This window comes from Pseudomonas sp. YA1, from assembly GCF_058680555.1.
On record NZ_JBZWBG010000022.1, the window covers coordinates 1 to 25,113 of the forward strand.

Here is a 25,113-nt window from a genome sequence, read left to right on the forward strand (position 1 = left end):
CGAACAGCAGGCCGTTGAGCTGCTGGTAGAACAGTTGCAGCTTCTGCGTACGCAGGCCGGCGTTGATCTGTTCCACCAGCAGGCCGAGCCATACCGAGCGGCGCTCGTCCTGGCGCTGGAACAGCTTCAGCGGGCGGATGCCGCGCACCGTCTCGAGGAAGTGGCTCTGCTGGCGCGCGGCGTGGACGATCTGCTCCTCGGTGGCGTTGCGCAACGGCCGGTACCAGATCCAGCGGCCGAGGGCGTAGAGGCTCATGGCGGCGATGGCGATGGCCGCCAGCGGCGGACTGTAGAGCAGCATCATGCCGAGGGTGGCGACGGTCATCAGGCCGTCCAGCACCGCCGAGAGGAAGGCCGCGGTGAGGGTCTGCTGGATGCTGTTCACCGCGCCGAAGCGCGACACCACGTCGCCCAGGTGGCGCTTCTCGAAATACTGCGCGGGCAGCCGCAGCAGGTGGCTGAAGACGTTGGCCTGCCACTGCACGCCGAGCAGGGTGCTCATGTGCATCATCACCCAGGCGCGCACCCCGCTGACCGCCTGCTGCATCAGCAGCAACAGGCCGAAGCCGATGGCCAGGGTGCTGAGCAGGTCACGGTCTTCGCTGACGATGACGTTGTCGATGGTCCATTGCAGGAAGAACGGACTGATCAGCGAGAACACTTCCAGCGCGCCGGCGAGCAGCAGCACCTGGGCCAGCGAGCGGTACAGCCCGGTGACCTTGCCGAGCATGCCCAGCAGCTTGATCCGCGACGGCGCCTCCTGTTTCTCGAAGCCGCTCTCCGGCCAGAGTTCCAGGGCTACCCCGGTGAAGCTCCGCGAGACTTCCTCCAGGCCCAGCCGGCGCTGGCCGTGGGCGGGGTCGTGGAGCACCGCGCCGCGCCCGTCGACCGCCTTGAGCACGACGAAGTGGTTGAAGTTCCAGTGCAGCACGCAGGGCAGCTTGAGCTTGCCGAGGTCGCCGAGGTCGAGCTTCACCGCGCGGGTGCCCAGGCCGAGGCGGTGGGCGGTCTGGATCAGTTGCTTGAGGGAGATGCCCTTGAGCGATACGGAGAAGCGCCGGCGCAGTTCCATCAGGCCGGTGTGGTGGCCGTGGTAGCCGGCGATCATCGCCAGGCAGGCCAGGCCGCATTCGGTGGCTTCGGTCTGCAGCACCAGCGGCAGGCGGCGGCCCAGGCGCAGGGCGAGAGCGTCGAGAAAGGCCATGGGTCGTTCCTAGAGTTTGCCGGTCAGGCTGTAGAGCGGTTCCAGCACCCATTCGTAGAGGCGCCGGGTGTCCTGGAGGATGTCGGCGTCCAGCAGCATGCCGCTCTGCAGCGGACGCGGCTGGCCGTAGGCGGTCACCGCCTGGTCGTCGAGGCTTACCCGCAGCCGGTACAGCTGTTCGCCATCCTGGCCGAGCCCCGGTACGCCGCCGACCATGCTGGAAAGCTCGGCGTAGGAGACGCTGGCGCGGGAGATCGACTGCACCTTGCCGTGGTACTGGCCGAACTTCTGGTACGGATAGGCCTGGTAGCGGATCAGCACCGCGTCGCCCGGTCGGATGAAACCGATGGACTTGCTCGGTGCGTAGAGTTCGGCCTGCAACGGGGTGTCGGCGGGAACGATGCTCAGCAGCGGACGCGAGCTGTCGACGGTCTGCCCGGCTTCGGCGAGCACGGCGGTGGCGATGCCGCTCTCCGGCGCGGTGACCAGCAAGGTGCGCTTGGCTTCGCTTTCGGCCAGGTCCTGCTCCACCGCGCTGAGCTGGCGGCGGGTTTCCGCGAGCTGGTTGGCCTGGCGCGCGGAAAGCCCGGCGAGTTCGTTGCGGCGCTCGGTCAACTGCTGCCGCAGCGACGTGCGTTCGCGCTCCAGGCCTTGCAGGGTCTGGCGCTGGCCGAGCAGCTCGGCCTGGCGCTGCTGCAACTGGTCCATGGAGATGTAGCCCTTGTCCATCAGCCCCTGGTAGCGCGCGGCGGCGTCGCTGGCCAGCGCCAGCAGGCGTTGCTGGCTGTCGGTCTGGGCGGCGAGGGTGGTGAGTTCGCGCTGCAGGCTGGCGACCTTGCTGGTCAGGCTGTCGCGCTCGTCGTCTTGCAGGCGGCGAAGCTTTTCCAGTTCGTCGCGCAGGGAGTCGCGGCGTTGTTCCAGGCGCCTGCTGATACCGGCCTGCACCGGGCCGGCATCGCTGCCGTAGCGTTCGCTGGAAAGCACCATCAGGCGCTCGCCGCGTCGTACCGCCTGGCCTTCCTGGACGAACTTGCGCAGCACGATGCCGGCCTGCGGCGCGTGCACCTTGACCTGGCCGCTGGCGGGCACCAATTGGCCGCTGACGGTGCTGCGCTTGGTGTAGCTGCCGAACAGGAAGAAGCCCACCACCAGCAGCGCCATCGCCGCGGCCAGCAGGGTGAGAAAAGTGAAGGAGACCGGGCGGATCAGCACGATCTCGCCCAGGCCGCCGGCATGCTGGGCGTCGAGGGCTTCCTGGCGAAACATGGTGGCTGGATCCTGGATTCGAATAATACTTGCATGACACTCCGACACCCTTGCGAAAGTTCAAACGCATGAAGTGCCGGAGTGCGACTTTTCTAATTAGATGGTGGTGCGGCCTACATCACCGGGACCGAAGTTTTCCCGGTATTGGCCCAAGTAACCGACAGCCGTCTCTGCGTTGGTGAAGAGACCGACCGTGCCCCCGGCAATAGCGCCCATTGCGGTTGGCACGATCAGGCCGACCAACTGGGAAAGAGCGCCGAAGCCGAAGCCGCCGGCACCGCCCCATTTCCCGCCGATTGCCATGCCCGTCGCGGCGCCGTCGACGGCGCCTACGATCATGCCGGAAAGAGTTCCACCCGAAACGCAGGTGACTTCAATGTCATTGAGTTCTTTCATTTCATATATCTCCTTTAGGCTTCCCGTGAGTCTGGAAAGCCATTCGATGGTACTAATCCGAAAGAGTGGGATGAACTGCCAGGATTAGCGGTTTTTCATGGGCTCGATAATTCGTTTGACAATGAGTTTCAATATTCGGCGGATGAGGGTTTGCCACTCCGGGTAAACTTTGCGAATGATTAAGGCCGGTTCGTGCGACACCTCGATAAGACCTGTTGAACAAGTCAACGCCGTATCGAGGGCTCATTCATATCGGCTCCGGCCAACCGCTCTTCGTCCGAGTCAGTACGGCCTCGCATAGCGGCATTTCATGGCATCAGCCGGTCGAGCAGCGGCGAGCTGAACAGCCGATGCGGATCGGCTTCGTTCAACTGGCGCACCGCGCTGTCCCAATCGTTGTCTGCGACCAGGCCCTGGCGTAGCGACTGCGCCACCAACTGGTCGACCACCGTCGGCTCGTCCCAGGCGGCGGCGGGGCTGTAGCCCCAGCCCTTGCTCCACTCCACCCGCAGCGAGGCGTAGTCGCCGCTGAAGTGGTCGAACAGCCAGGCCTCGAACTCGTGGTAGAAGGCATTGGCCTGCGGGGTACCGGGCAGGCTGAGGATGTCCAGCCAGATCGCCGTGTCCCACTCCGGTTGGTCGGGGCGCGGACGGATCGCCGACAGGCTGGGCACCTGGGCGCCGGGAACGATCGACTCGCCGGGCTGGTCGAGCCCGCTGACGCGAATCTCCACCGGGCCGTTCATGGGGTAGTGGCCGTTGGCGCGGTAGGCGGCGACCATCGTCTGGTACTGCAGGTAGAACTCGTTGATCACCCGCTGCACGTCGCGACGCCGGGTCAGCACCGCGTAGCCGTTGGCGGTGACGCGCAGCGTGCTGGGCTTGATGTACAGCAGCAGGTCCTTGCTCCAGCCCCACAGGTCGTAGCCCAGGGTCAGCGCCATGCCGCCCACTACCAGGTCGTACTGCAGCTTGCCGAGCAGCGGGGTGAGTTCCGGGTGGCCGGTGTTGATCGCCGCCAGCAGGTCGGACAGCGCCTTGGGAATGTTGTCGGAGAAGGGGTAGTTGAACGGGCCGTTGACCGCGCGGGCGCCGAACGGGCAGCGCGGGGTCGGCGTCCAGACCTTCAGCCAGGGCTTGTCGGTGAAGGGGAACCAGATGGCCTCGGCGCGTCCGCTTTTCTGCAGGAAGCTGTCGAAGGTCCTTCCGCCGCTGCCGGCCGCGGCGAACATCTCGCTCGCCGGGATGTTCACGTAGCTCTGGCAGCGCATGCGCTTGTTGACCCCGGCCTGGAGGGTCGCCTCGACGATGAAGGCGCGTCCGAGGTGGACGAGGAACGGCGCGCAGGCCGGATCGTCGCGGCGGAAGGTCTTCAGCACGTATTGTCCGGCGGCGCCGTCCCAGACCACCGCGGTCAGCGCCACGATGCTGTTGCTCAGGGAGCCGTAGCTCTGCCCCGGCAGGCGGCTTTCGCCCTGCGCCGGGATGCCGGTGCCGTGGCCGTCGATGGCGAGCACCCCGCCGAGGGTCAGGTCGCCCGGCGCCGGCGTGGCGACGAAGCCGAGCTTGACCCGCTCCAGTTGTTTCAGCAGGGCTTCCATGGTGACGCCGGTCTGCGCGCTGAACAGGCCGAACTCGCCCTGGGCGTCGATCCGTACGCGGGTCAGGTAACGGCTGGTTTCCACCAGCACGATGCGGCTCTCGCAGTTCTCGCCGCCTTTCAGCAGCAGCGGGGACCAGTTGTGACCCATGCCGCGCGGGCGCACCTTGAAGCCGTTCTGCCAGGCCCAGTTGACCACCGCGAGAACCTCTTCGTTGGTGCGCGGGGCGCAGCTCCAGAGGTCGTCGGCGGCGATTTCCCCCGACCAGTTGCGGAACGCCCGCCGATAAAGTTCGAGGCCGGCCGGAAAGCCTGCCGGCGCCGGACAACTGCTGGCGGCGGCTTCGGCGGGCTGGATGACGAAGGCCGGGGTCCAGCCGGCCACCAGGCCGACCGCGCCGAGCGTGGCACTCTTGCCGAGGAAGCTGCGGCGCGACAGGCCGCCGGATTCCTGGTCGGGATCGCCGACGAAGGCGTCGGCGTGCTGGATGAGGTCGTGCATGGCGGTTCTCCTGATCGGGGCGCTGGTCGCCCCTTCCCGGTTGCCGGGTCCTAGGTCGCCGCCGGGGGCGTCCGGGTCTCCGGCGACGGGGGAGGCCCGCTCCGCGACGGGAGCGGGCCGAGGTCCTGGGATCAGGTCCACTCGGTGTCGTAGTGGTAATCGATACGGCTGGTGTCGCCGCCGAGCAGGCCGCCGACCGCGGCGACGCCCTTGAACACGCCGTAGCCGAGGGTGTCGGCCAGTTGATGGATGGGGGTCAGGCCGACGGCGTTGAACACCTTGCCGACCGAAGAGATGACCGACGTGTTGAGCAGGTCGTTGGACACCTTGACCACATCGACGATGGCATCGCCGACGAAGCTGAAGAGTCCGGCGCCCGATACCTGGTCGATTTCATCGAAGCTCAGTTCCTGAAGTGTGGCGAGTTGCATGGCGCTATTCCTTCATCAATCAAGTTTTGAGCGATAGCCGGCCCTCTCGCATAAACATCGGTTTGCGAAGATAGAGTGACTATCGGTTGCCAGCCGCTCTGGAAAAGTACTTTGCCGGCTGGTCGCTGAAAATTACTGATCTGCCGGCGAGAGTGTCAATCTGGGAAGTTGATAGGGTGAACTTGGAATATCCATGTTAGGCAAATGACGCCGATATTTTGTCAGTGGAACTGGTCGATGTTTTTTCGAATGCCGCGATAAGCATCTGGATATTGCTGATCCATTGATATTCGTGGGTGCTGGGAAGCGGTTCGCTATTTTTACGAGATGATGCGCCAATCCAGAAAAGTATCGAATTATTGCTTTCGGAAAAAATTCAACTGCCTTGCTGATAGGTTTCTTCCGGTCGAGTTATTGAAGTACACGTCCGGTCGGGCGTTGTTTTTCAAAGTAGAGAAACCGGCGTCATAAATTTGTGCGGATAACTGGCGGGTAAACTTTCCCAGGCTGCGCTTCTGTTGCGAGGAAGTGCCTCGGTTCGTGTCGAGGCGCTTTCCAGCCTTGACAGCCCGGCACAGGCGCGTAGAGTGCCGCGCATGAATCGTGCAGCCCTGACCTTCAAGCGCTATTACGCCTATCTGCTCCCTCATTGAGGCGGTAGATGCGTCGCTGCATTCCCGAACCGCCCGAGGCGGCGGTCCGGTGAACTCCCTCCCAACCTGTCTCCTCGGGCATCCACCGTGCCAAAGGAGATACCCGTGTCCGTCCCGACCCATCAGCAAGACCTGATCGCCCTGCTCGAAGAGCGTGGCTTCGTCCACCAGTGCACCGACCGCGACGGCCTCGCCGCGCACCTGGCCGCCGGTCCGGCAACCGCCTACCTGGGCTTTGACGCCACCGCCGACAGCCTGCACGTCGGCCACTTGCAGGGCCTGATGCTGATGCGCTGGCTACAGAAGGCCGGGCACCGCCCGTTGCTGCTGATCGGTGGCGCGACCACCCGGATCGGCGATCCGAGCTTCCGCGATTCGAGCCGGCCGATCCTTACCGAGGCGCAGATCCAGGCCAACATCGACGGCATCGCTCGGGTTTTCTCGCGCTACGTCGAACTGCACGACGACAGCCTGGTGAACAACGCCGAATGGCTGGACGGCGTCGGCTACCTGGAGTTCCTCGACCGGGTCGGCCGGCACTTCTCGATCAACCGCCTGCTGACCTTCGACGCCATCAGGCAGCGCCTGGACCGCGAGCATTCGCTGTCGTTCCTCGAGTTCGGCTACACCCTGCTGCAGGCCTACGACTTCGTCGAACTGTCGCGCCGGCGCGGCTGCACCCTGCAACTCGGCGGCGCCGACCAGTGGGCGAACATCATCAACGGCGTGGAGCTGTCGCGACGCCAGGGCGGCGCCCAACTGTTCGGCCTGACCATGCCGCTGCTGGCCACCAGCGACGGGCGCAAGATGGGCAAGTCGGCGCAGGGTGCGGTATGGCTCAACGCCGAGCGCCTGGCGCCGTTCGACTTCTGGCAGTTCTGGCGCAACTGCGACGATCGCGACGTCGGTCGCTTCCTCGCCCTGTTCAGCGAACTGCCGATGGATGAGGTGCGCCGCCTGGGCGCCTTGCAGGGCGCCGAGCTGAACGAAGCGAAGGTGGTCCTGGCCAATGCCGCCACCGCCCTGGCGCACGGCGAGCACGCCGCGCGATCCGCCGCCGATGCCGCGCGCGGGGTGTTCGCCGACGGTACGCGGGACAGCGGCTTGCCGGTGATGAAGCTATCCCGCGCGCGCCTGGCGCAGGGACTGTCGCTGACCGACCTGCTGCTGGAACACGCGATCCAGCCCTCCCGCAGCGCGGTCCGCCGCCTCGCCGCCGGCGGCGGCCTGCGCCTGGACGGCACGCCGGTCAGCGATCCGGACGCGCCGCTGGCGGGCGAGGTCGACGGGCTGCGCCTGAGCCTGGGCAAGAAGCAGCATTTGCAACTGCGACTCGAGGATTGAGGTGCCTGCGGCCCCAAGGGGCCGCGCTTCACCAGAGCTTCAGCGTGTAATTGACGATGAAGCGGTTCTCGTCCAGGTCCGCACCGTAGCGGCTGCGGTAGGTGATGTTGCGCCATTTCAAGGCGACGCTCTTCAGCGGTCCGCTCTGGATCACGTAGGACAGGTCGGTGTTGCGCTCCCATTCGCTGTCGTCGGCGCGGCCGGCGCCGCGGTCGATGTCGCGGCCCTGTACATAGCGGGTCATGAGGTTCAGGCCGGGCAGGCCGAGGCCGGCGAAGTCGTAGTCGTAGCGCAGTTGCCAGGATTTCTCCTGCGGTCGGGTGAAGGTCTGGTAGGCCATCAGGTTGGCCACGTAGGGCGTGGTGTAGCCGTTGAGCACCGGAAAGGCGTCGTTGCCGATCATCTTCTGGACACCGATGCCGAAGGCGTGGGCGCCGGCGCGCAGGGTGAGCATGGCGTTGAGGTTGCGATTGTCCACCGGCCCGGAGATCGCCGCGCCGTCTTCGCCGCTGTCGAAGTAGCGTAGGTCGCTGCGCAGCGACAGCCCTTCGCCCAGCGGCAGGGTGTGCAGCAGGCCGAGATAGTGCTGCTGGTAGATGTCCTTGAGCTGGCCGTAGTAATAGCTGGCGCTGAGCCGAGGGGTGAAGGCGTAGGTCGCGCCGGCGAGATTGAACTCGTCGCTGGCGTGGGCCTTGTCGCGGCCCATGATGTACATGTCGTCGCTGCCGGCCGACTCGCGGGTGCGCGACTTCCACAATTGCCCCGCGGTGAGGGTGAGACCCTCGATCTCGCTGGAGGTCAGCAGCGCGCCGTCGAAGGTCTGCGGCAACAGGCGCACGTCGTCGCGAAACGCCACCGGCAGTTGCGGCATGAGGATGCCGACCTGTAGATGGGTCTGCGAATAGCGCAGCTTGGCGGTCAGGCCGAGGTGACTGTAGTCGTCCACCGGCTCCTTCGAATTCGCTCCGAACGGCAGCGTGCCATCGTTGCTACGCCCGCGTCCCGAGTCGAGCTTGACGCCGAGCAGCCCGGTAGCGTCCAGGCCGAAGCCGAGCGGACCGTCGGTGAAACCGGATTGCAGGCGCAGGACGAAGCCCTGCGACCAGTTGCCGGCCTGCGATTGGGGCGCATCGTGTTGGCGGTAGTCGCGCAACTGGTAGAAGTTGCGGAGGTCGAGGTGGGCGCTGCTGTCCGCGAGGAATTCCGCTTGCGCGGCGAGGGGCAGGAGGCCGAGGCCAAGCGCATAGCTGCGCCAGGCGCACGGGCGGGGGCATGCCGTGATCATCGATTCTTCCCTTGGTTGTTGTTCTTGTAGGTATGGGTGACGCCGATTGCACGGTGAGTTTTAGCATATTGTTAACTTGTTAATGAAGTATTGGCGATCCTCCCGGAAGCTTCGCTAGCTTCTGTCCCTTTCCATGCTTGCCGATCATGGAGGGTACGGCGCTGGAGAGCGAAACCGACCTGGAATCTTTCGCCTTCTGCGCATTTGGTTAATCTGTTAACGTTGTCGGCCCGCGAAAGGAGCCAGGCCCCGCGCGCTGCCAGGGTGAACGAGGTCGCGTCGTGGGGATTTCCCGGACGGCGAACTTGCATCCGCGTGCACGGCGGTGTCGTCTGGACCGAAAGGCGAAGAAGAGGAGGGCGAGCGTGCCTGCGAGTGCATCGAAGATTCAGCTCGGAAGCGGCGAACGACGCCTGTTGCTGCTGTTGTCGGCGCTGGTGGCGTTCGGCCCGCTGTCGATCGACATGTATCTGCCGAGCCTGCCGGCGATCGCCGCCGATCTCGGCGCCAGCGATGCCCAGGTGCAGCGGAGCATCAGCGGCTTCCTGGTCGGCTTCTGCGTCGGCATGCTGTTCTACGGCCCCTTGTCCGACCGTTTCGGCCGGCGCCCGGTGCTGCTGGCCGGTATCGCCTTGTACCTGTTCAGCAGCCTGGCCTGCGCGCTGGCCGACAGCGCGGGGCAACTGGTCCTGCTGAGGGTGCTCCAGGCCCTCGGCGGCGGCGCCGCGTCGGTGCTGGCGCGGGCCATGGTGCGCGACCTCTATCCGTTGGGCGAGGCCGCCCGGATGCTGGCATTGATGCACATGGTGACCATGCTGGCACCGCTGGCCGCGCCGCTGCTCGGCGGCTACCTGATGCTCTGGGCCGGCTGGCGCGCGTTGTTCGTGGTCCTGGCGCTGTTCGCCGGGCTCTGCCTGCTGGCGGTCTGGCGGGTCGCCGAAAGCCACCCGCCGGAGCGCCGCGGCGGCAGCCTGGCCCAGGCCTTTCTCGCCTATGGGCGGCTGCTCGGCGACCGTCGCGCGCTGGGCTACGTGCTGTGCATGGGGCTGGCGTTCGCCGGGATGTTCGCCTACATCAGCGCCGCGCCCTTCGTGTTCATCGAGCATTTCGGCGTGCGCGCGGAGCGCTTCGGCTGGTTCTTCGGCCTGAACATCCTCGGCGTGATGCTCGCCACCTGGTGCAGCGCGCGCCTGGTGCGCCGCCACGGTCCGCGGCCGCTGCTGCGGGCCGGCAGCCTGCTGGCCTGCGTGTCCGGGCTGTTCCTCCTCGGCTATGCGGCGCTCGGCGAGCGGGGCGGGTTGTGGGCGCTGGTGCCCGGGCTGCTGTGCTTCGTCAGCGTCACCGGCCTGCTCGGCGCCAACTGCATCGCCAGCCTGCTGGCGTTGTATCCCGGACAGGCCGGGGCGGCTTCGGCGGTGGCGGTGTCCGGGCAGTTCGGCCTCGGCTGCCTGGCCAGCCTGGCGGTCGGCTGGCTGGCGCTGCCCGGCGTGCTGCCGATGGCGCTGGTGATGGCCGTCTGCGGCGTCGGCAGCCTGCTCGCACTGGGCTTGGCCCTGCACGGCGGAAACCGTTGATTTCCTTCTGCATACCCGCATGCAGCCTGTGTTTTTTCCGCTACTCTTCTGCACTTTCGAAACCAGTCATCCAAGCTCGGACCCTATGTCAACGCCAAGACCCTCCCTGACCCTGACCCTGTTGCAGGCTCGCGAAGCCGCGATGAGTTTCTTCCGTCCCTCCCTCAACCAGCACGGCCTCACCGAGCAGCAGTGGCGGGTGATCCGCATCCTGCGCCAGCAGGGCGAGATGGAGAGCTACCAGTTGGCCAACCAGGCCTGCATCCTGCGTCCGAGCATGACCGGCGTGCTGGCGCGCCTGGAGCGCGACGGCATCGTCCGGCGCTGGAAGGCGCCCAAGGACCAGCGGCGGGTCTACGTGAACCTGACGGAGAAGGGCCAGCAGTGCTTCGTCTCCATGAGCGGCGACATGGAGAAGAACTACCAGCGCATCCAGGAGCGGTTCGGCGAGGAAAAGCTCGCGCAGTTGCTGGAACTGCTCAACGAGCTGAAGAAGATAAAGCCCTGAAGCGACTGGCCGGCGTCATGCCGGCCAATTCTTGTCCCAGTGCCGGCAGTCGCCCTGGCAGCGACCGGGACAGCCGCAGCCGGTGCGGCTCCTGCCGGTTTCCCGCTCGACCCGGCGGGCCACCTCCTCGTCGTCGGCGAACGGCAGCATGCTCGCCTGGTCCAGGGTCTTGGCGTGGCGCAGGCTCCAATGCACGCCGAAGAACAGCACGGCGACCGCCAGCAGCTCCAGCAGGATCTCGCTCCAGCTGAATTCCATGATGATTCTCCTCGTCGGCTGTCGAGCCTTGCCCGCAGCGTGGCGGGCGAGGCTCGGGAAGGGAAGGGACGCGCTGTCGCGGCTCAGGCCATGCGGGCCGCCGCGAGGATTCCTTCCGGGCGCGCCTGGCGTACCGTGCGCCAGGTGTTGTAGCTCATCAGCAGCATGCCGGTGAGGAAGAACCCGCCACCGACCAGGCGCACGATGAAGCCCGGATGGCTGGCCACCAGCGACTCGACGAAGGAGTAGGTCAGCGTGCCGTCCTCGTTGACCGCGCGCCACATCAGGCCCTGGGTGATGCCGTTGACCCACAGCGAGGCGATGTACAGCACGGTGCCGATGGTGGCCAGCCAGAAGTGCGCGTTGATCAGGCCGACGCTGTGCATCTTCTCGACCCCGTAGACCTTGGGAATCAGGTGGTAGAGCGAGCCGATGGTGATCATCGCGACCCAGCCGAGGGCGCCGGCGTGGACATGGCCGATGGTCCAGTCGGTGTAGTGGGAAAGGGCGTTGACGGTCTTGATCGCCATCATCGGGCCTTCGAAGGTGGACATGCCGTAGAACGCCAGGGACACCACCAGGAAGCGCAGGATCGGGTCGTCGCGCAGCTTATGCCAGGCCCCGGAGAGGGTCATCATGCCGTTGATCATGCCGCCCCAGCTCGGCGCCAGGAGGATCAGCGACATCACCATGCCCAGCGACTGCGCCCAGTCCGGCAGCGCGGTGTAGTGCAGGTGGTGCGGGCCGGCCCAGATGTACAGGGTGATCAGCGCCCAGAAGTGGACGATGGACAGCCGGTAGGAGTAGACCGGGCGCCCGGCCTGCTTGGGCACGAAGTAGTACATCATGCCGAGGAAGCCGGTGGTCAGGAAGAAGCCCACGGCGTTGTGCCCGTACCACCACTGGACCATGGCATCGGTGGCGCCGGAGTACATCGAGTAGGACTTGAACCAGCTCACCGGCAGCGACATGTGGTTGACGATGTGCAGCATCGCGGTGGTCAGGATGAACGAGCCGAAGAACCAGTTGCCGACATAGATGTGCTTGACCTTGCGCTTGATCAGGGTGCCGAAGAACACCACCGCGTAGGCGACCCAGACGATCGCCAGCCAGATCGCGCCGGTGAACTCGATCTCGGCGTATTCCTTGGTGGTGGTGTTGCCCAGCGGCAGGCTGACCAGCAGGATCACCGCCACCGCCTGCCAGCCCCAGAAGGTGAAGGCGGCCAGGGTGTCGGAGAACAGGCGTACCTGGCAGGTGCGCTGCACCGTGTAGTAGCTGGTGGCGAACAGCGCGCAGCCGCCGAAGGCGAAGATCACCAGGTTGGTATGCAGCGGCCGCAGGCGGCCGAAGCTGGTCCAGGGCAGGTCGAAGTTCATCTGGGGCCAGACCAGTTGCGAGGCGATCAGTACGCCCAACCCCATGCCGATCACGCCCCATACCACGGTCATGATGGCGAACTGGCGAACCACCTTGTAGTTGTAGGCAGGTTCCGTCGTTGCTTTGTTCATCTGTACAGTCCCGAAAGAAATGAACAGCCGGCGACCGCCGTCGAGGGGGGAGACGGGGCGCCAGCCGGAGCCTGCAATCTAAGGGCTGGGGCGGGGGTAAAACAGCTTCAGGTCGATATGGAATTTGGGTATCAGATGGGGCAGGGGAAGGCGTTCGTGCAGGGCGGCGGCGCATACCGGGATGGGGGACGCGAGCCGATCATGGCGGATGACCGCGCGCGGTTATCCGCCCTACTCCGGAGTGGCTTTCCGTGTGCGGGGCGTCATCCCGCCAGCGACTGGGCGATCCGCCCGAGGGTCTCCATCGCCTTCTCCTGCCGCGCGCTCCACGGGTGCCCGTAGTTGAGCCGGGCGCAATGGGCGAAGCGGCGGGTGGCGGAGAAGATCGGCCCCGGGGCGAGGCTGATGCCCTGGGCCAGGGCCAGTTGGAACAGGCGCAGCGAGTCGACCGCCTCGGGCAACTCCAGCCAGAGGAAGTAGCCGCCGCTGGGACGGCTGACCCGGGTCTGCTCGGGGAAGTAACGCGCCACCGCCGCGAGCATGGCGTTCTGCTGGGTCTCCAGGGCGTAGCGCAGCTTGCGCAAGTGGCGGTCGTAGCCGCCGTGCTGGAGATAGTCGGCGATGGCCGCCTGGGCCGGGATCGACGCCGACAGGCTGGTCATCAGCTTCAGTCGCTCGATCTGCTCGGCGTAGCGTCCGCCGGCCACCCAGCCGACCCGGTAGCCCGGCGCCAGGCTCTTGGAGAAGGAACTGCAGTGCATCACCAGGCCTTCCTGGTCGTAGGCCTTGACCGGTTTCGGCGCCTGCTGGCCGAAGTACAGTTCGGCGTACACGTCGTCCTCGATCATCGGCACCTGGTGGCGCGCCAGCAGCTCGGCGAGGGCGCGTTTCTTCTCGTCGTCCATGCTCGCGCCCATCGGGTTCTGGAAGTTGCTCATGAACCAGCAGGCCTTGATCTGCAGGCGCTCCAGGCTGTCGGCGAGCACTTCCAGGTCGATGCCTTCGCGCGGATGCACGGGGATTTCCACCGCCTTCAGCTTCAACCGTTCCAGCACCTGCAGGGTGGCGTAGAACGCCGGCGCCTCGATGGCCACCAGGTCGCCGGGACGGGTGACCACCTGCAGGCAGAGGTTGAGTGCCTCCAGCGCGCCGTTGCTGATGACCAGTTCTTCCACCGGCAGCAGCAGGCCGCCGACCATGTAGCGCAGGGCGATCTGCCGGCGCAGGCCATGGTTGCCCGGCGTCATGTCGGCGACCACCGACTGCGGATCCATGTCGCGCACCGCATGGGCCATCGAGCGCGCCAGGCGCGGCAGGGGAAACAGTTGCGGGCTGGGGAACGCCGAGCCGAAGGGCACGGTGTCCGGGTCCTTGATCGAACTGAGTACGGAGAACACCAGCTCGCTGACGTCGACCTCGGTGGCGTCGGCCTGGCGCGGGCTGATCTCCGGTTCCGGCAGCGGCCGCTGCACGTGCTGGCAGACGAAGTAGCCGGAGCGTGCGCGGGCCATGATCAGCCCACGGCTTTCCAGCAGGTAGTAGGCCTGGAACACGGTGGAAGCGCTGACCCCGTAGGTACGGCTGGCGTGCCGTACCGAGGGCACCTTCTGCCCGGGGGCGAGGACGCCGGTGCGGATCAGCTCGGCAATCTCGTCGGCGAATTTCTCGTAGCGCTTCATCTTGTCCTGGCCGCTGTCCTGGCTGGCCGTGGGCACGGCCGCTGGCGCCCACTCTATGCGCGCCGGGACCGTGTTGTCATGCCTCATCGCGGCCTCCTCAGCGCGCCGGCGAAACGAAGGTGCTGGTGCTGCCGACCGCCAGGCTCGGGTCGTCGATGCCGCGCAGGCTGAACGCCAGCGGTTGCGAGCCGGCCCTGGCGCGTTCGGCGATAGAGGCCACCGACACCGGGAAGTCGAGGATCTCGCCGGGCTTCAGGCTCAGGGTGTGCTCGCCCTGCAGGCGGAACTCCGGTGCGTCGTCGAGTTGCAGGCGATAGCGCTGCGGCTGCTGGGTCTTGTTGATGACCTTGAGGGTGTAGATGTTCTCGATCTGCCCGGCGGCGTTCTCGCGGAACAGCCCACGGTCGCGGGTCACGTCCAGCGAGGCCAGCGGGCGGGCATCCAGGGCGACGACGAAGGCGCCGATCATCGCCAGCATCACCGCCGCGTAGCCGACCAGGCGTGGACGCAGGAAACGGGTCTGGCCACCTTCCAGGGCGCGTTCCGAGGTGTAGCGCACCAGGCCGCGTTCATAGCCCATCTTGTCCATGATCGAGTCGCAGGCGTCGACGCAGGCGGCGCAGCCGATGCAGGCGATCTGCAGGCCGTCGCGGATGTCGATGCCGGTGGGGCAGACCTGCACGCACTGCTGGCAATCGATGCAGTCGCCGAGCCCCTGGGCGCGCGGATCGCTGCCTTTCTTGCGGGCGCCGCGGGATTCGCCGCGGGCGGCGTCGTAGGACACGATCAGGGTGTCCTTGTCGAACATCACGCTCTGGAAGCGCGAGTAGGGGCACATGTGGATGCACACCTGCTCGCGCAGCCAGCCGGCGTTGACATAGGTGGCGGCGGTGAAGAACAGCACCCAGAACAGGCTTTCCAGGTCCAGCTGGAAGCTGAACAGGTCGGCCACCAGCGGTCGCACCGGAGTGAAGTAGCCGATGAAGGTGACCGCCGTGACCAGGCTCACACCCAGCCACAGCGCGTGCTTGGCCGTCTTGCGCAAGAGCTTGGCGGCGCTCGCCGGACCCTGGTCGAGCTTGATCCGCGCGTTGCGGTCGCCCTCGGTGACCTTCTCGCACCACATGAACACCCAGGTCCATACGCTCTGCGGGCAGGTATAGCCGCACCAGACGCGGCCGGCGAACACGGTGATGAAGAACAGGCCGAAGGCGGCGATGATAAGCAGCGCCGAGAGCAGGATGAAGTCCTGCGGCCAGAAGGTCGCGCCGAAAATGTAGAACTTGCGCTCGGGCAGGTCCCAGAGCACCGCCTGGCGGCCGTTCCAGTTCAGCCACAGGGTGCCGAAGAACAGCAGGAACAGCAGGCCGCCGCCGAGGCGGCGGAAGTTGCGGAACAGACCGGTGAAGCTGCGGGTGTAGATCGGGCCGTTCACCGCCGACGGCAGCTTGCCGGGCGCGGGCGGCTGTTTCGACGGAGCGGCCGGTACGGCGGGCTCGACCTGGATCGCGGGAATTCTTTCGCTCATTTTTCGTAGGCCCATCAGGCTGGAGAGGCGGTTGCGACTATAGGAACCGGCTGATGGGCGAAACAGCGGCAGATCGAGCGGGAAAAACCGTATCAGATGCCTCCGGAAAGCAGCGGCCCAGCATTGCCGCGGGTTACCGGTCGACCTCCGGCAGTACAGATATGCACCCCGTGGCAACCGGTCGCAGGCGGCGCGAATTCGCCGCCGTCGGCCATCTGATGTGTTTTTTTCGGCGGAATCTGCCGCTGTTTCGCTGTCTGTACGCGGGCGATAGTGGGTGCCAGTGAACACCGGCCCATCCTGTCGCCAGAAACAGGGGCGCAGCCGGTCCCCGGTTTCTTCGCCACCCACCCTGCCCGTCATCGGTGGAGAAACCCTGTCGATGAGGGCTTTGCGATGTACCAGTACGATGAATACGACCAGGCGCTGGTGAGCGAGCGGGTGGCGCAGTTCCGCGACCAGATCGCCCGCCGCCTCGACGGCGAACTGAGCGAGGAGGAGTTCCTCCCGCTGCGCCTGCAGAACGGCCTGTACCTGCAGAAGCACGCCTACATGCTGCGCGTGGCGATTCCCTACGGCACCCTGTCGGCGCCGCAACTGCGCGCCTTGGCGCACGTCGCCCGGCACTACGACCGCGGCTACGGGCACTTCACCACGCGGCAGAACATCCAGTTCAACTGGATCGAACTGGAGCAGGTCGGCGACATCCTCGAACACCTCGCCGGCGCGCAGATGCATGCGATCCAGACCTCCGGCAACTGCGTGCGCAACATCACCACCGAAGCCTTCGCCGGGGTCGCCGCGGACGAGTGGACCGACCCCCGGCCGCTGGCCGAGATCCTGCGCCAGTGGTCGACGGTGAACCCGGAGTTCCTGTTCCTCCCGCGCAAGTTCAAGATCGCCCTCAGTTCGGCGGTGGAAGACCGCGCCGCGGTGCAGATGCACGACATCGGCCTGTACCTTTACCGCCACCCCGACGCCGGCGGGTTGCGCCTGCGGGTCCTGGTCGGCGGTGGCCTGGGACGCACGCCGATGCTCGGCCAGGTGATCCGCGACGACCTGCCCTGGCAGCACCTGCTGTCCTACGTCGAGGCGATCCTGCGGGTCTACAACCGCCACGGCCGGCGCGACAACAAGTACAAGGCGCGGATCAAGATCCTGGTCAAGGCGCTGGGCATCGAGGCTTTCGCCCGCGAGGTGGAGGAAGAGTGGCAGCACCTGCGCGACGGCCCGGCGCAACTGACTGCCGAGGAGTGCCAGCGGGTCGCCGAGCGCTTCGTATTGCCGCGCTACCTGCCGCCGGCCGGTGGCGAGCTGGCCTACGGCAGCGCCCGTGCAGCCGATCCGGCCTTCGCCCGCTGGGCCTCGCGCAACGTCCAGGCGCACAAGGTGCCGGGCTACGCCTCGGTGGTGCTGTCGACCAAGCCCGGCGCCAGCGCGCCGCCGGGCGACGTCACCGCGGAGCAGATGGAACGCGTCGCCGACTGGGCCGAGCGCTACGGTTTCGGCGAGATCCGCGTGGCCCACGAACAGAACCTGGTGCTCCCCGACGTGCGCCTGGAGAACCTCCACGCGCTGTGGCACGAGGCCTGCGCAGCCGGCCTCGGCACGCCTAACCAGGGCCTGCTCAGCGACATCATCGCCTGTCCCGGCGGCGACTACTGCGCGCTGGCCAACGCCAAGTCGATCCCCATCGCCCAGGGCATCCAGCAGCGCTTCGAGGACCTCGACCACCTGCACGACATCGGCGAGCTGAGCCTGAACATCTCCGGCTGCATGAACGCCTGCGGCCACCACCACATCGGCAACATCGGCATCCTCGGCGTCGACAAGAACGGCAGCGAGTGGTACCAGGTCACCCTCGGCGGCGCCCAGGGCAAGGACAGCGCGCTGGGCAAGGTGATCGGGCCATCGTTCAGCGCCGCCGAGGTGCCGGCGGTGATCGAACGGATCGTCGAAACCTTCACCGACCTGCGGGTCGGCCCGGAACGTTTCATCGACACCTTCAACCGGGTCGGCCTGGAGCCGTTCAAGGCCCGGGTCTACGCCAGGATGGAGGAACCGGCATGAACAACCTGATCCGTTTGCGCGATGGCGTCGCCGAGGTCTGCCGCGACGATCCCTGGCAACTCCTGCGCGAGTTGCCCGACGCGTTGCCGCCGGGGCCGTTGCTGCTGCCTCTGGCGGCCTGGCTGGAGCGCCGCGGCGAGGCCGGAGCCGCCGCGCCCTGGCTGGCGCCGGACGATGAGGTGGAGGCCTTGCTGCCGCACTTCGCCGAGCTGCCGCTGATCGCCGTCGACTTCCCCAGCTTCCGCGACGGTCGTGGCTACAGCCTGGCCTACCTGCTGCGCGTGCGCCTGGGCTGGAGCGGCGAGTTGCGCGCAGTGGGCGACGTGTTGCGCGACCAGCTCAGCCATATGCGCCAGTGCGGCTTCGATGCCTTCGCGGTGCGCGAGGACAAGAACGTCGAGGACGCGCTCAAGGGGCTGGCGGGCTTGAGCGTGCTCTACGGCCGCTCGGCGATCGAGCCGCGACCGTTGTTCCGCCGACGCTAGGCATACGCCCCCGGACCGACGCCGCTACCTGCCGCAACGCCGACCTGGCCCCTCTCCCGCTGCGGGAGCGGGGCGCGCCCCTCAGCCGTAGACCGAGGAACTGGCGGACGGCGCCGGCGCGCCGCCCTTGAAGCGCCCCGCCAGCTCGCGCAGCGAACGCATCAGCAGGCTGGTGTCCACGCCCACCGCGACGAACGCGCAGCCCAGCTCCAGGTAGCGCCGCGCCAGCGCCTCGTCGGCGGAGAGGATGCCGGCGGCCTTGCCGGCCGCGCGGATGCGGCGGATGGCGTCCTCGATGGCCGCCTGCACCTCGGGATGGCCGGGATTGCCGCGATGGCCCATGGCTGCGCTGAGATCGGCCGGACCGATGAACACGCCGTCGACGCCCTCGACGGCGGCGATCGCGTCGAGGTTGGCCAGGCCCTCCAGGTTTTCCACCTGGACCAGCAGGCACATCTGCTCGTCGGCGTGGTCCAGGTATTCCGCCACGCTGTTCCAGCGCGAAGCCCGGGCCAGCGCGCTGCCGACCCCGCGCACGCCCGCCGGCGGATAGCGCACGGCGCGCACCAGGCCTTCGGCCTGGGCGGCGCTGTCGACCATCGGTACCAGCAGGGTCTGTGCGCCGATGTCGAGCAATTGCTTGATCAGCGCGGTGTCGCCCTGCACCGGGCGGATCACCGGCTGGCCGGGGTAGGGCGCCAGCGCCTGTAACTGGCCGAGCAGGCTGCGCAGGTCGTTGGGCGCGTGCTCGCCGTCCAGCAGCAGCCAGTCGAAGCCGGCGTTGGCGGCCAGCTCCGCGCAGTAGGGATCGGCGAGGCCGAGCCACAGGCCGATCTGCGCCTCGCCGCTGCGCAGGCGTTGCTTGAAGCGATTGACGGGCAGGTCCATGGAAATGCCTCCTCAGACGAAACGGCAGGAGATGCTGCCGAGCAGATCGTAGTCGACGTGGAAGGTGTCCCCCGGCGCGGCCGCCACCGGGCGGGTGAAGGAGCCGCCGAGGATCACCTGGCCGGCCTCCAGGCAGACGCCGTAGGGCGCCAGCTTGTTGGCCAGCCAGGCGACGCCCTTGGCCGGGTGGTTGAGCACCGCGGCGGAGACGCCAGACTCCTCGATCACGCCATTGCGGTAGAGGATCGCCGGTACCCGTCGCAGGTCGATATCGCCTGGCCGCACGGCCCGGCCGCCCATCACCACGCCGGCGTTGGCGGCGTTGTCGGAGATGGTGTCGAAGACCTTGCGCGTGACTTTCGTTTGCGGGTCGACCTGCTGGATGCGCGCATCGATGATCTCCAGCGCCGGGATCACCCACTCGGTGGCCTCGAGCACGTCGAACAGGGTGCAGCCTGGTCCCTTCAGCGGCTTGCCGAGGATGAACGCCAGCTCCACCTCGACCCGCGGCACGATGAAGCGCTGGAAGGGGATGTCGCTGCCTTCCTCGAAGAACATGTCGTCGAGCAAGGCGCCGTAGTCCGGCTCGCTGATGTTCGACGAGACCTGCATGGCGCGCGAGGTCAGGCCGATCTTGTGGCCCTTGAGCACGCGCCCGTCGGCGATCTTGCGCTCGACCCAGGCGCGCTGGATGGCGTAGGCGTCCTCGATGGCGATGTCCGGGTAGTCGAGGGAGAACTGCCTTACCTGCTGGCGCGAGCGTTCGGCGGCGTCGAGGCGGTTGGCGGCTTCCTGGATCAGACGGGGATCGAGCATGGTCGGGGTCTCTCGGTTCAGCGTGGGTTGACCACGGCGGCGGGGGTCCGCAGGACCAGGCCGGCGCCGAGGGCGATGAGGATGGCCAGCAGGTACAGGGCCAGGCTGGCGCTCTGGGTGGTGTCGCGCATCCAGCCGATCAGGTAGGGCGCGAGAAAGGCGGCGATGCTGCCGAAGGAACTGATCAGGGCGATTCCGGCGGCCAGGGTGGCGCTGGAAAGGAAGGCTGGCGGCAGTTGCCAGAACATCGGCAGGGCGGCGCTGGCGCCCATCCCGGCGATCACCAGGCCGCCCATCACCAGCCAGGCGCTGGTCGGCGCCAGGGCCGCCAGGCTGAGCCCGGCGGCGGCCATCAGCAACGGAATGCCGAGGTGCCAGCGGCGCTCGCGCAAGCGGTCGGAAGAGCGGCCGATGAAGATCATGAAGGCGCAGCCGGCGAGGTAGGGCACCGCGCTGAGCATGCCGATGCGGCTGTCCTGGGCGATGCCGGCGCCGTGGATCAGGCTCGGCATCCAGAACGCGATGGTGTTCACCGCCAGCATCACCGCGAAGTAGATCGCCACCAGCAGCCACACCTGCGGATTGCTGAAGATGCCGGAGAAGGAGGTGATGGTCTTGCGCTGCTCCTCGCCGGCCAGTTCCTCGCGCAGCAGGTGCTTCTGTTCGTCGCTGAGCCACGCCACCCGTTCGAAGCTTTCCGGCAGCGAGCACCAGACCACCACGCCGAGCAGCACCACCGGCAGGCCCTCGAGCAGGAACATCCATTGCCAGCCGCGCAGTCCCAGGGCGTCATGGAAACCTTCGAGGATCCAGCCCGACAGCGGCCCGCCGATCACTCCGGCCATGGGCACGGCGATGGCGAACAGGGCGGTGATCTGCCCACGCCGGCGCGCCGGGAACCAGCGATTCAGGTAGACCAGGATGCCGGGGAAGAAGCCGGCCTCGGCGATCCCGAGGAGAAAGCGCAGCAGGTAGAAGCCGCGTGCGCTTTCCACCATCAGCATGGCGCTGGAGAGGAGACCCCAGACCACCATGAGGCAGGCGATCCAGCGCCGTGGACCGACCCGTTCCAGCATCAGGTTGCTGGGCATGCCGAACAGCGCGTAGGCGATGAAGAACAGGCCGGCGCCGAGGCCGTAGACGGTGTCGCTGAAGTGCAGGTCGGCGCTCATCTGCAACTTGGCGAAGCCGATGTTGATGCGGTCCAGGTGGGCGAAGGCGTAACACACCAGCAGCAACGGCATCAGCCGCCAGGTGACGCGGCCGTGGGTGCTGTCGCTGAGGGGCAGGGTGGTGCTGTTCAGGGTGCTGGCTGTGCTCATGGTCTTGTACTTTTTGTGAGCGCCCGGACGTCCCGGCGACCTGTCGGTGGCCGGGAGGCGAGCTGGGTGAGTGCAGCGTTGCGGCGGGCCGGTCAGCCCGCCGGGTGGTTCAGGAATTCATGCACGTTGTTGCGCTTGTAGTTCAGCTCCGCGTGCAGTTCGGTGAGTTCGAAGGACAGCGCCAGCAGGCGTCGCGCCTGGAGGTCGGCGAAGTGCGCGGTGATCACCTCGAAAAGTGCCTCGGCGACCTGCCGGCGAGTATCCAGGTCGCGACCGGCGCCGACCTTCAGGGTCATGTGGACGAAGGCGTAGTCGTGCTTGCCGTCGGCCATGCGCCAGGTGTCCAGGCGCACGCCGCGGCTGCGGATGCCGCCGAGCGGGAAAACGCCGCTGGCGCCAAGGCAGGCGTGGACCTTCTCGAACAGGCCGGGCAGGTCGGCTTCGGCTTCGATGTTGTCGGTGTATTCGGCGATGAAGTGCGGCATGGCGGCGTCCTCAGAGGCGGCTGGCGCAACTGGCGCCGGCCGGGTTGCCGGCCTGGGCGGCGGGGATCGCCGAGCCGTCCTGGGCGGTGACCGGGAATACCGCGTTGATCTGCCCGGTGCCGGAGGAGCCGAAGTAGGGCGTCACCACCTCCGCCTTGCCGTCGTAGGCCGACCAGCCGAGGGCGCCGAGGAGCATCGCGGTGTCGTGCATGAAGCCTTCGCCATGGCCCTTGGAGGCGTACTCCGGGAGCATCCCGCAGAATTCCGCCCAGCGGCCTTCCTGCCACATCTGCACGACTTCATGGTCGAGGACCTCGAGGAACGGGCTCCAGATGCGGTCGGAGAAGTCCGGCGCCTGGCCGTTCTGGGCGAAGCGGTGGGACAGCGAGCCGCTGGCGAGGAACGCCACCGTGCCGTCGTAGTGCTCTTCCACCGCCTTGCGCATGGCCCAGCCCAGGCGCGCGCTGTCGTTCAGGTAATGCACGGTGCACAGGGCGGAGACCGAGACCACCTTGAAGTGGCGGTCCTGGTTCATGTAGCGCATCGGTACCAGGGTGCCGTACTCCGGGCCGAGGGTGGTGGCGTCGTGGGCCAGGGTCTCCACGCCGAGCGCGTTGCAGCCTTCGGCGAGGATGCGGCCCAGCTCCGGGTTGCCGGGGAAGCCGTACTCCATGTTGGCGATGAAGTGCGGCAGCTCGTTGCTGGTGTAGAGCCCCTCGAAGTGCGGCGCGCAGTTGATGTGGTAGCCGGCGTTGACCAGCCAGTGGGTGTCGAACACCACGATGGTGTCGACCCCCAGTTCGCGGCAGCGCCGGCCGATCTCGCGGTGCCCGTCGATCGCCGGCTGGCGGCAGCCGTGGCGCGGGCCGGGCAGCTCGGACAGGTACAGCGAGGGTACGTGGGTGATCTTGGCAGCCAGAGCGACTTTGCCCATGACGATTCTCCTGGTGGCCCGTTGGGCCTGGCAGCGGGCGCGGCCGTTGGCGGCTGGCCCGGATTCTTCTGATTGTGTCTGCACGCCGGCGCTGCTGGCGGCCTCGGGCGGCCGCTCTGCAAGAGCGCGCCCTACACGCCCCAGCGGGGGATGTGATGGCTGCCCATGGATATACACACGTTCTTGATCTCGGCGAATACCTCGAAGCTGTATTCCCCGCCTTCGCGTCCGGTGCCCGAGGCCTTCACCCCGCCGAACGGCTGGCGCAGGTCGCGCACGTTCTGGCTGTTGATGAAGACCATCCCGGCCTCGATGCCGCGTGCCAGGCGATGGGCCTTGCCGATGTCCTGGGTCCAGATGTAGGAGGCCAGGCCGTATTCCACGTCGTTGGCCAGGCGCAGCGCCTCGGCTTCGTCCTTGAACGGGATCAGGCAGACCACCGGGCCGAAGATCTCCTCCTGGGCGATGCGCATGCGGTTGTCCACGTCGGCGAACACCGTGGGCTGGATGAACTGCCCCTTGCTCAGGTGCGCCGGCAGGCCGGCCGGACGCTCCAGGCCGCCGGCCACCAGGGTGGCGCCTTCCTCGAGGCCGATGCGGATGTAGCCGGTGACCTTGTCGTAGTGGGCCTGGGTGATCATCGAGCCGACCTGGGTCTTCGGGTCCTGCGGATCGCCGACGATCAGGCGCCTGGCGCGCGCGGCGAACTCGGCGACGAACTGTGGGTAGACGCTTTCCTGGACGAAGATGCGACTGCCGGCGGTGCAGCGCTCGCCGTTCAGCGAGAAGATGGTGAACAGCGCGGCGTCCAGCGCCCGCTCGAGGTCGGCGTCTTCGAAGACCAGCACCGGCGACTTGCCGCCCAGCTCCATCGAGTACTTCTTGATCCCGGCCGCCTCCATGATTCGTCGCCCGGTGGCGGTGCCGCCGGTGAAGGACACCGCGCGCACGTCGCGGTGGCGGACCAGCGCGTCGCCGGCGCTGGCGCCGTAGCCCTGGACCACGTTGAACACCCCCGGCGGAATGCCCGCCTCGTGCACCAAGCGGCCCAGCTCGTTGGCGGTCAGCGGCGACAGCTCGGACATCTTCAGCACCGCCGTGTTGCCCAGCGCCAGGCACGGCGCGGTCTTCCAGGTGGCGGTCATGAACGGTACGTTCCACGGCGAGACCAGCCCGCAGACGCCGACCGGCTGGTACAGGGTGTAGTTGAGCATCTGGTCGTCGACCGGATAGCTGTGCCCGTTCATCCGTGTGCAGACTTCGGCGAAGAACTCGAAGTTGTGCGAGGCGCGCGGGATCAGCACGTTCTTCGTCTGGTGGATCGGCAGGCCGGTGTCGAGGGTCTCCAGTTCCGCCAGGTGCGGCACGTTCCGGTCGATCAGCTCGCCGAGCCGGCGCATCAGGCGCGCGCGCTCCTTGGCCGGGGTATTGGCCCATTTCGGGAAGGCTTCCCGGGCCGCCGCCACCGCCGCGTCGATTTCCTCCGCGCCGCCGCTGGCGACCTCGCCGATCAGCTCGCCGGTGGCCGGGTTGTAGTTCTCGAAGACGTCCTTGCTTTCGACCTCGCGGCCATTGATCCAGTGTTTGATCATTCTGCGTGCTCCTGTGCGCGGGCGCGGAAGAATTCGGCCTCGCTGACGATTCGGTTGACCAGGCGACCGACGCCTTCCACCTCCACCACCACTTCGTCGCCGGGGACCACGTCGGACAGGCCTTCCGGGGTGCCGGTGGCGATCATGTCGCCCGGCTGCAGGGTCATGAAGCTGGAGAAGTATTCGATCAGGTAGGGAATGTCGAAGATCATGTCCGCGGTGCTGCCTTCCTGGCGCAGCTCGCCGTTGACCCAGGTGCGCAGGGTCAGCCGGTTCGGCTCGGGAACCTCGGCCGCGTCGACGATCCACGGCCCCACCGGGGTGGTGGCGTCGCGGTTCTTCACCCGCAGGTTGGGCCGGTAGTAGTTCTCCAGGTAGTCGCGGATCGCGTAGTCGTTGCACACCGTGTAGCCGGCCAGGTAGCCGAGGGCGTCCTCGCGGCGGACGTTGCGCGCCGGCTTGCCGATCACTGCCACCAGTTCGCACTCGTAGTGCATGTAGTCGACGTTGTCCGGACGCCAGCTGACCTGGCGGTGGCCGGTGTAGGTGCCCGGCGACTTGATGAACGCCAGTGGTTCGCTGGGCGCCTTGAACGACAGTTCGGCGGCATGGTCGGCGTAGTTCAGGCCGAGGGCGAACATGCTCCCGGTGGCCGGCGGCAGCCACTCCACCCGGTCCTCGGCGAGCAGGGTGCCGTCGGCCAGGCGGACGGCGTTGGCGTCTTCCACGGTGACCTGGTGAACCCGGCCCTGGTAGCGGATGCGTGCGTGTTTCATGGTCGG

Annotated in this window: 22 protein-coding genes; 5 read left to right on the forward strand and 17 right to left on the reverse strand. The window is 67.0% G+C overall.

From position 1 onward, the window contains the following. From AC4OR5_RS25860 to AC4OR5_RS25880, 5 genes are all read right to left on the reverse strand, one after another. Positions 1-1,204: peptidase domain-containing ABC transporter (locus tag AC4OR5_RS25860; RefSeq protein WP_491952852.1), on the reverse strand; the 1,204-nt coding region annotated here is incomplete at its 3' end. A 9-nt stretch (positions 1,205-1,213) separates the two neighbouring features. Beyond that, positions 1,214-2,470, reverse strand: a complete 1,257-nt coding sequence (locus AC4OR5_RS25865; RefSeq protein WP_058160168.1) for an HlyD family secretion protein — start codon at positions 2,468-2,470, stop codon at positions 1,214-1,216. Between the two features lie 96 nt (positions 2,471-2,566). Beyond that, complete coding sequence (gene tesG, locus AC4OR5_RS25870) at positions 2,567-2,866, reverse strand: type I secretion effector TesG (protein ID WP_003093484.1); 300 nt, start codon at positions 2,864-2,866, stop codon at positions 2,567-2,569. Positions 2,867-3,174: 308 nt separating this feature from the next. Next, the gene (locus tag AC4OR5_RS25875; protein ID WP_003113002.1) at positions 3,175-4,968 is read right to left on the reverse strand and encodes a cholesterol oxidase substrate-binding domain-containing protein; all 1,794 of its coding nucleotides are present in this window, start codon (positions 4,966-4,968) and stop codon (positions 3,175-3,177) included. Positions 4,969-5,099: 131 nt separating this feature from the next. Continuing rightward, the gene (locus AC4OR5_RS25880; protein ID WP_003093477.1) at positions 5,100-5,399 is read right to left on the reverse strand and encodes a hypothetical protein; all 300 of its coding nucleotides are present in this window, start codon (positions 5,397-5,399) and stop codon (positions 5,100-5,102) included. A 758-nt stretch (positions 5,400-6,157) separates the two neighbouring features. Here AC4OR5_RS25880 and tyrS point away from each other — a divergent pair. Next, positions 6,158-7,396: a tyrosine--tRNA ligase gene (gene tyrS / locus AC4OR5_RS25885; protein WP_009877078.1), complete on the forward strand. Its 1,239-nt coding sequence runs from the start codon at positions 6,158-6,160 to the stop codon at positions 7,394-7,396. A gap of 28 nt (positions 7,397-7,424) precedes the next feature. On the opposite strand, the gene AC4OR5_RS25890 is transcribed toward tyrS, so the two are convergent. Next, a complete protein-coding gene (locus AC4OR5_RS25890; RefSeq protein WP_058154671.1) occupies positions 7,425-8,681 on the reverse strand; it encodes an OprD family porin in 1,257 nt (418 codons plus the stop codon). Positions 8,682-9,046: 365 nt separating this feature from the next. Between AC4OR5_RS25890 and AC4OR5_RS25895 the strand changes: the two genes are divergently transcribed. Beyond that, complete coding sequence (locus tag AC4OR5_RS25895) at positions 9,047-10,255, forward strand: Bcr/CflA family multidrug efflux MFS transporter (RefSeq protein WP_034027874.1); 1,209 nt, start codon at positions 9,047-9,049, stop codon at positions 10,253-10,255. An 85-nt stretch (positions 10,256-10,340) separates the two neighbouring features. After that, positions 10,341-10,763, forward strand: a complete 423-nt coding sequence (hpaR, locus tag AC4OR5_RS25900) for a homoprotocatechuate degradation operon regulator HpaR (protein ID WP_003093470.1) — start codon at positions 10,341-10,343, stop codon at positions 10,761-10,763. 15 nt (positions 10,764-10,778) lie between these two features. On the opposite strand, the gene AC4OR5_RS25905 is transcribed toward hpaR, so the two are convergent. The 4 genes from AC4OR5_RS25905 to ccoG all read right to left on the reverse strand — a co-directional run bounded on the left by AC4OR5_RS25905 (position 10,779) and on the right by ccoG (position 16,030). Next, positions 10,779-11,021: a hypothetical protein gene (locus tag AC4OR5_RS25905; RefSeq protein ID WP_003093468.1), complete on the reverse strand. Its 243-nt coding sequence runs from the start codon at positions 11,019-11,021 to the stop codon at positions 10,779-10,781. A gap of 83 nt (positions 11,022-11,104) precedes the next feature. Continuing rightward, a complete protein-coding gene (ccoN, locus tag AC4OR5_RS25910; RefSeq protein ID WP_003093467.1) occupies positions 11,105-12,532 on the reverse strand; it encodes a cytochrome-c oxidase, cbb3-type subunit I in 1,428 nt (475 codons plus the stop codon). A 263-nt stretch (positions 12,533-12,795) separates the two neighbouring features. Beyond that, complete coding sequence (gene mapR / locus AC4OR5_RS25915) at positions 12,796-14,211, reverse strand: GntR family transcriptional regulator MpaR (RefSeq protein ID WP_116271255.1); 1,416 nt, start codon at positions 14,209-14,211, stop codon at positions 12,796-12,798. Between the two features lie 97 nt (positions 14,212-14,308). Continuing rightward, on the reverse strand, positions 14,309-16,030 hold the full coding sequence (gene ccoG, locus AC4OR5_RS25920) for a cytochrome c oxidase accessory protein CcoG (protein WP_079992411.1): 1,722 nt from the start codon (positions 16,028-16,030) through the stop codon (positions 14,309-14,311). 105 nt (positions 16,031-16,135) lie between these two features. Here ccoG and AC4OR5_RS25925 point away from each other — a divergent pair, with 105 nt between their 5' ends. Together AC4OR5_RS25925 and AC4OR5_RS25930 are read left to right on the forward strand one after the other, a co-directional pair. Then, a complete protein-coding gene (locus tag AC4OR5_RS25925) occupies positions 16,136-17,809 on the forward strand; it encodes a nitrite/sulfite reductase (protein WP_031685355.1) in 1,674 nt (557 codons plus the stop codon). Further along, positions 17,806-18,294: a DUF934 domain-containing protein gene (locus tag AC4OR5_RS25930; protein ID WP_003093457.1), complete on the forward strand. Its 489-nt coding sequence runs from the start codon at positions 17,806-17,808 to the stop codon at positions 18,292-18,294. The genes AC4OR5_RS25925 and AC4OR5_RS25930 overlap by 4 nt, the downstream gene beginning before the upstream one ends. 81 nt (positions 18,295-18,375) lie before the next feature. Here AC4OR5_RS25930 and hpaI read toward each other — a convergent pair whose 3' ends face one another. From hpaI to AC4OR5_RS25965, 7 genes are all read right to left on the reverse strand, one after another. After that, positions 18,376-19,182, reverse strand: coding sequence for a 4-hydroxy-2-oxoheptanedioate aldolase (hpaI, locus tag AC4OR5_RS25935; protein WP_003093455.1), 807 nt, complete (start codon positions 19,180-19,182; stop codon positions 18,376-18,378). 12 nt (positions 19,183-19,194) lie between these two features. After that, positions 19,195-19,998: a 2-oxo-hept-4-ene-1,7-dioate hydratase gene (gene hpaH, locus AC4OR5_RS25940; RefSeq protein WP_003101261.1), complete on the reverse strand. Its 804-nt coding sequence runs from the start codon at positions 19,996-19,998 to the stop codon at positions 19,195-19,197. Between the two features lie 17 nt (positions 19,999-20,015). Beyond that, positions 20,016-21,320: an MFS transporter gene (locus AC4OR5_RS25945; RefSeq protein WP_023108302.1), complete on the reverse strand. Its 1,305-nt coding sequence runs from the start codon at positions 21,318-21,320 to the stop codon at positions 20,016-20,018. A gap of 92 nt (positions 21,321-21,412) precedes the next feature. Further along, on the reverse strand, positions 21,413-21,805 hold the full coding sequence (locus AC4OR5_RS25950; RefSeq protein WP_023434510.1) for a 5-carboxymethyl-2-hydroxymuconate Delta-isomerase: 393 nt from the start codon (positions 21,803-21,805) through the stop codon (positions 21,413-21,415). Between the two features lie 10 nt (positions 21,806-21,815). Beyond that, entirely contained in the window at positions 21,816-22,739 is a 924-nt protein-coding gene (gene hpaD / locus AC4OR5_RS25955) for a 3,4-dihydroxyphenylacetate 2,3-dioxygenase (RefSeq protein ID WP_003093449.1), read from the reverse strand. Between the two features lie 131 nt (positions 22,740-22,870). Next, on the reverse strand, positions 22,871-24,331 hold the full coding sequence (hpaE, locus tag AC4OR5_RS25960; protein WP_058160167.1) for a 5-carboxymethyl-2-hydroxymuconate semialdehyde dehydrogenase: 1,461 nt from the start codon (positions 24,329-24,331) through the stop codon (positions 22,871-22,873). After that, entirely contained in the window at positions 24,328-25,107 is a 780-nt protein-coding gene (locus AC4OR5_RS25965) for a fumarylacetoacetate hydrolase family protein (protein ID WP_003110132.1), read from the reverse strand. Before AC4OR5_RS25965 ends, hpaE begins: the two co-directional genes overlap by 4 nt. Positions 25,108-25,113 lie beyond the last annotated feature (6 nt).